The 5,162-nt window shown below is 71.9% G+C and carries 6 protein-coding genes; 5 read left to right on the top strand and 1 reads right to left on the bottom strand.

Annotated elements, in window-relative coordinates:
* Positions 1-82 precede the first annotated feature (82 nt).
* The 4 genes from ACSW7Y_RS16095 to ACSW7Y_RS16110 all read left to right on the top strand — a co-directional run bounded on the left by ACSW7Y_RS16095 (position 83) and on the right by ACSW7Y_RS16110 (position 3,491).
* Positions 83-580, top strand: coding sequence for a cupin domain-containing protein (locus ACSW7Y_RS16095; RefSeq protein WP_438127249.1), 498 nt, complete (start codon positions 83-85; stop codon positions 578-580).
* A 333-nt stretch (positions 581-913) separates the two neighbouring features.
* A complete protein-coding gene (locus ACSW7Y_RS16100) occupies positions 914-1,735 on the top strand; it encodes an ABC transporter substrate-binding protein (protein WP_438127250.1) in 822 nt (273 codons plus the stop codon).
* Positions 1,736-1,740: 5 nt separating this feature from the next.
* Positions 1,741-2,619, top strand: a complete 879-nt coding sequence (locus tag ACSW7Y_RS16105; protein ID WP_438127251.1) for an amino acid ABC transporter permease — start codon at positions 1,741-1,743, stop codon at positions 2,617-2,619.
* Between the two features lie 164 nt (positions 2,620-2,783).
* Positions 2,784-3,491, top strand: a complete 708-nt coding sequence (locus ACSW7Y_RS16110; protein ID WP_438127254.1) for an amino acid ABC transporter ATP-binding protein — start codon at positions 2,784-2,786, stop codon at positions 3,489-3,491.
* 138 nt (positions 3,492-3,629) lie between these two features.
* Here ACSW7Y_RS16110 and ACSW7Y_RS16115 read toward each other — a convergent pair whose 3' ends face one another.
* Positions 3,630-4,595, bottom strand: coding sequence for an NAD(P)H-quinone oxidoreductase (locus tag ACSW7Y_RS16115; RefSeq protein WP_438127252.1), 966 nt, complete (start codon positions 4,593-4,595; stop codon positions 3,630-3,632).
* 71 nt (positions 4,596-4,666) lie between these two features.
* On the opposite strand from ACSW7Y_RS16115, the gene ACSW7Y_RS16120 reads away from it, so the two are divergent.
* Positions 4,667-5,152, top strand: coding sequence for a hypothetical protein (locus ACSW7Y_RS16120; protein WP_438127253.1), 486 nt, complete (start codon positions 4,667-4,669; stop codon positions 5,150-5,152).
* Positions 5,153-5,162: the final 10 nt, after the last annotated feature.

Here is a 5,162-nt window from a genome sequence, read left to right on the forward strand (position 1 = left end):
AGCCCACCCCGTCGCCCACCGACCCGTCACCCGACTCCGCGTCGCCCACCAGCGCGTCGCGCACCCACCAGGAGGAACCCACATGACCGAGACCGCACCCCGACCCGGCATGGCCGCCCGCCGCACCGTCTCGGGCGAGCTCATCGAGTGGCTCGACGTCCCGAAGCGTGCCGTCGCCCTCGGCATGGAGCCGCACCCCGAGGGCGGCTGGTACGTCCGCACGTGGACGTCACCCGCGACCGTCGAGACCCCGGCCGGAGAGCGTCCGGCCGCAACGCTCATCCACTTCCTGCTCCCGCCCGGGGAGGCCTCGGCCTGGCACCGGGTCGCGAACGACGAGATCTGGATGTGGCACGGCCCGGACAGCGTCGACCTGCAGCTCGGCGGCGACGGCGACGCACCGGTCCCGGGCGCCACGCTCACCCTCGGGCCCGACGCCGGGCGCGACCGGGTGAACGACGCGCAGGCGTTCGTCCGCGGCGGCGTGTGGCAGCGGACGCTCCCGCAGGACGGCGAGGTGCTGCTGAGCTGCCTCGTGTCGCCGGGCTTCTCGTTCGACGACTTCAGCCTGGCCGAGTAGCACCACCGCCGGCGCCCGGCCCGACGCCGGCACGGTTCGGGAGGTCGGGGAGCATTGCCGGCGGCGGGCACCGGACGCCGTTGTCCGCCACCCGCCGCCGGAGCAACGTGCTGCGGGACCGATCATGCACGAAGAATGCGTCGGGGATGTCGTCGTGACCATTTCGTGAGGTCCGTTTGCGGCTTTCGCACCGATCCCCGTTCGGTATTCCTGGAACCGAAATGCATTGTTCGCCGTGCTGACCATGACGGTGCGCGTCGCCGCCGGCTCGCGCTGGTGTACCAGTTCCGCGTACGATCTGATGGCCCCCACCCCTCGAGCGAAGGCCCGCCCGTGACCCGTTCCCTCCGCCTCACCCTCGCCGTCGCCACGGCCGCGGTCGCCGCCCTCGCCCTGAGCGCGTGCTCCGCCGGCAGCAGCAACGCCGCCGGGACCGTCACGGACGGCAAGCTCACGATCGCGACCGGGCAGCCCGCCTACTCGCCCTGGGTCGAGGACAACAAGCCGGCGTCCGGCAAGGGGTTCGAATCCGCCGTGGCGTACGCCGTCGCGAAGGAGATGGGCTACGCGAAGTCCGACGTCGTCTGGAAGCGCAGCACCTTCGACAGCGCGATCGCTCCGGGTCCGAAGGACTGGGACCTCAACATCCAGCAGTTCTCCATCGACGCCAAGCGCAAGAAGGCCGTCGACATGTCCACCGCCTACTACACGACGACCCAGGCGGTCGTGACGACGAAGTCCTCCAAGGCCGCGAGTGACACCACGATCAGCGCGCTCAAGCAGGACGCGATCGGCGTCGCCACCGGGTCGACGAGCATCCAGAGCGTCAAGGACGTCCTCGGTGTCACCCCGCAGGTGTTCAACTCGAACGACGACGCGGTGCTGGCGCTGAAGTCGGGCCAGATCGACGCCGTCGTCACCGACCTGCCGACCGCGTTCTACATGGCCGGCTCCCAGCTCGACGGCAAGGGCACCGTCTCGGCCCAGTTCCCCGACGACGGCGCGGGCGACCAGTTCGGCTTCGTGCTGCCGAAGGGCTCCGAGCTCACCGCCAAGGTCGACAAGGCGCTCGTCGCGCTGAGGGACGACGGCACCCTCGAGGGCCTGCAGACCAAGTGGCTCTCCTCGGAGACCGGCACCCCCGTCCTGAAGTAGGGCAGGTGGCCGTCCCCGCAGGCGCCGGCACCCCGGTGGCCGCCCCCGCGCCGAGCCAGGTCGAGCTCGAACGTCGGCTGTACCGCCGGCAGCGCGGACGCCGGTCGATCGCGGTGTCCGTGGTCTCGACGCTCGTGGTCGTCGCGGTCGTCTACTTCGGCGTCGTGAACACCCCCGGGTGGGCCGCCGTCCAGCAGTCGTTCTTCGACCCGCAGACCGCGGTCGACTCCTTCCCCGCGATCCTCGCCGGCCTGTGGTTGAACGTCCGGATCCTGTTCTTCAGCGCGATCGGCGTCGCGGTGTTCGGCACGCTGCTCGCCGTCGTGCGGGGCCTGCGCAGTCCGGTGTTCTTCCCGCTGCGGATGCTCGCCACCGGGTACACCGACCTGTTCCGTGGCCTGCCGCTCATCATCGTGCTGTACCTCGTCGGGTACGGGATCCCCGGCCTGGGTGTCTTCCCGCGCCTGCCCGCCGAGTTCTGGGGCACGATCGCGATCGTCCTCACCTACTCGTCGTACATCGCCGAGGTGCTCCGCGCCGGCATGGAGGCGGTGCACCCGTCGCAGCGCCTCGCCGCCCGGTCGCTCGGCCTCTCGCACGCGAAGACACTGCGGCTCGTCGTGCTGCCGCAGGCGATCCGCAAGGTCACCCCGGCGCTCATGAACGACTTCGTGTCGATGCAGAAGGACGTCGGCCTGGTGTCGATCCTCGGTGCCGTCGACGCGGTGCGCTCGGCCCAGATCGCGCAGGCGGAGAGCTACAACTTCACGCCGTACTTCGTCGCCGGTCTGCTGTTCGTGGTGATCAGCCTGCCGCTGATCCGCGTCACCGACGCGATCGCCAGGCGGCAGCAGCAGCGCGAGCAGATCGGGGGCACGGTGTGAGCGGACCATCCGAGGCGGGCGCGAGTCGCGCCTCCCGTCCGGTCGACGGCCTGGGCCCACGCCGCCGGTTCCGAGCTGACGCGCCAGCGGCAGATCGGCCGAGCCGGCGGGGAGAGGCGCGGCGTGAGCCGCCGACGTCGGCGCCCGTCCTCGAACTCCGTGGCCTGCGCAAGTCCTTCGGCGAGCACGAGGTCCTGCGCGGCATCGACCTCACCGTGCACCGCCACGAGGTGATCTGCGTCATCGGTGCGTCCGGCTCCGGGAAGTCGACGCTGCTCAAGACGGTGAACCTGCTCGAGGGCATCGACGACGGCGAGATCCTGCTGCAGGGCACCGACATCGCCGACCCCCGGATCGACGTCGACGCCGCGCGGGCCCGGATCGGCGTCGTCTTCCAGCAGTTCAACCTGTTCCCGCACCTGAGCGTGCTCGACAACGTGACGCTGGCGTCGCGACGGGTCCACGGCGTCGGGAGGGCCTCGGCGGAGGCGACGGCGCGGCGACTGCTCGACCGGATCGGCCTCGCGGACTTCGCGGGTGCGTACCCCGACCGGCTCTCCGGTGGGCAGCAGCAGCGCGTCGCGATCGTGCGGGCGATCGCGACGGACCCCGAGTTGCTCCTGCTCGACGAGGTCACGAGCGCCCTCGACCCGATGCTCGTCGGCGAGGTGCTCGACCTCGTCACCGAGCTCAAGCGGCAGGGCTCGACGATCCTCATGACCACGCACGAGATGTCCTTCGCGCGGAAGGTCGCCGACCGGATCGTGTACCTGCACCGCGGCGAGGTCGTCGAGCAGGGAGCCCCGGCCGACGTGCTCGACCACCCGGAGCACCCGGCGCTCGTGGAGTTCCTCGCTCGCGTCCACGCCTGACAGGGTGCTCGCGGCCGCACGGTGCGAGGCTTCCCGCACGGTGCGACGGACGCGGGCTCGCACGGAGCGCGGAACCTCGCACCGCCCGTCCGCGCGAGAGCAGACCTCGACGCCGCACCGCCGCGCCGCACGTCCGCCCTACGGCGTCAGCAGGACCTTCCCGACGAGCTCCCCGTCGGCCATCCGGCGGTGCGCCTCGCCGGCCTCGGCGAGCGGCAGCACCGAGTCCACCACCGGGCGGACGCGGCCGTCCTCGACGAACGGCCAGACGTGCTCGCGGACCGCGGCGACGATCGCGGCCTTCTCGTCGAGCGGGCGCGCGCGCAGGGTCGTCGCGCTGATCGTCGCCCGCTTCGCCATCATCGCGCCGAGGTCGAGTTCGCCCGTCGACCCGCTCGTCGTCGAGATGACCGCGATGTGCCCGTTCGGTGCGAGCACCTGGAGGTTCTTCCCGAGGTAGGACGCCCCGACCACGTCGAGCACGACGTCCACGCCGCGTCCGTCCGTGAAGTCGAGGACGGCTTCGACGAAGTCCTCCGACCGGTGGTCGATCGCGAGGTCGGCGCCGAGCTCCCGCGATGCCTGGACCTTCCGCGCGCCGCCGCTCGTCGTGATCACGGTGGCACCGAGGGCCTTCGCCCAGACGACGGCGTGCGATCCCATGCCGCCCGTGCCGCCGTGGACGAGGAGGGTCTGCCCCGGCCGGAGTCCGGCGAGCATCCCCACGTTCGAGTACACCGTGCAGGCGGCCTCGGGGAGCGCGGCCGCGGACACGAGGTCGAGCGCGTCCGGCACCGGTAGCAGCTGTGTCGCGGGGACGGCCACGAGCGAGGCGTACCCGCCACCGGCGAGCAGCGCGCACACCCGGTCGCCGACCGCCCACCCCGTCACGTCGGCGCCGAGCGACCGGACGACGCCGGAGACCTCGAGCCCGAGGACCGGCGAGGCCCCCGGCGGCGGTGGGTAGTTCCCGGCGACCTGCTGCCGATCGGCGTTGTTCACACCGGCCGCTGCGACCTCGACGAGGACCTCACCGGGTCCGGGCTCAGGGTCCGGGAGGTCGCGCAGGGTCAGGGTGCCGTCGTCGTGGCTGATCGCTCGCATGCCCCCGACGGTACGCTCGGACCCGGCCGCACCCACGGGGGCGTGCGGCGATCGAAGGGGGACGCACCACCATGCGCAAGCACTACCTGACCATCACCACCGCGGTCCTGGCCGCCACGCTCCTCGCCGGCTGCTCAGGCGGCGGCGACTCGAACGCCTCGGACGGCGGCGGAGCCGGCTCGGGCACGGCGTCGTCCGGCGGAGCGAGCGCGAAGCCGACGCAGGCCGTACCGGCGCAGACGAAGCAGGAGGCCTGCAAGCAGCTCGAGAACGAGCTGAAGTCGTTCATCGCGGACCAGATGTCGTCGTCCGCGCCGGCGGACCCGAAGGCCCGCGCCGAGATCGTCGACGGCTTCACCGACCGGCTCGAGGCAGCGCTTCCCAAGGTGGGCAACGAGCAGGTGAAGTCCGACTTCACGACGTTCACGAAGGCCGCCGAGGACTACGCGGATGCGCTGAAGAGCTCGGGCAGCGCGACCTCGGACGCCGCGAAGCAGGCCGAGACCAAGGTGCAGGACAGTCTCACCGCGATCTCGGCGGACTGCCCCGCGAGCTGACGCCGTCGGG

This window comes from Curtobacterium flaccumfaciens (assembly GCF_051548005.1).
Classification (GTDB): Bacteria; Actinomycetota; Actinomycetes; order Actinomycetales; family Microbacteriaceae; genus Curtobacterium.

Excerpts from the sequence above, each read along its gene's own strand:
- ACSW7Y_RS16095 (WP_438127249.1), top strand. The coding sequence starts at position 83 with ATGACCGAGACCGCACCCCGACCCGGCATGGCCGCCCGCCGCACCGTC.
- ACSW7Y_RS16115 (WP_438127252.1), bottom strand. The coding sequence starts at position 4,595 with ATGCGAGCGATCAGCCACGACGACGGCACCCTGACCCTGCGCGACCTC.
- ACSW7Y_RS16120 (WP_438127253.1), top strand. The coding sequence starts at position 4,667 with ATGCGCAAGCACTACCTGACCATCACCACCGCGGTCCTGGCCGCCACG.